Source organism: Pseudoalteromonas sp. SR45-4 (assembly GCF_014163535.1).
GTDB lineage: Bacteria > Pseudomonadota > Gammaproteobacteria > Enterobacterales > Alteromonadaceae > Pseudoalteromonas > Pseudoalteromonas nigrifaciens.
This window is the reverse complement of the sequence record NZ_JACJDO010000123.1, coordinates 1-362: the sequence shown is the minus strand read 5'-3', so window position 1 is coordinate 362 and position 362 is coordinate 1. Positions and strand designations below refer to the sequence as shown.

The 362-nt window shown below is 36.2% G+C and carries 1 rRNA gene; it reads right to left on the bottom strand.

The annotated features are described in order from the left end of the window. Positions 1–83, bottom strand: a 16S ribosomal RNA gene (locus H5058_RS18265); the annotation flags it as partial. Positions 84–362: the final 279 nt, after the last annotated feature.

Below are 362 nucleotides of genomic sequence, written 5' to 3'. Positions count from 1 at the left end.
GCTACTTTCTGTTACCGCTCGACTTGCATGTGTTAGGCCTGCCGCCAGCGTTCAATCTGAGCCATGATCAAACTCTTCAATTAAAAAGTTTTATGTCTTTCGACAGCTCAATGAATTCTGAATTTTTTGTTTTTGTTGCCAAAAACGAATTGACTGTGCGTTATTATTTTTACTTTTAAAAAAAGTAAAATCAAAACAGCTCAAGGCTGAATCTTTTAATAACATATGGTCACTCAGTTTCAATTGAGACTCTAATTTGTTTGCCTTACTTAGCGAACTAAGCTTGGCTGTTAGAACTCAATCTGTACGAGTGCCCACACAGATGATTGCTTTATATTGTTAAAGAACGTTTTGAGTCGCTT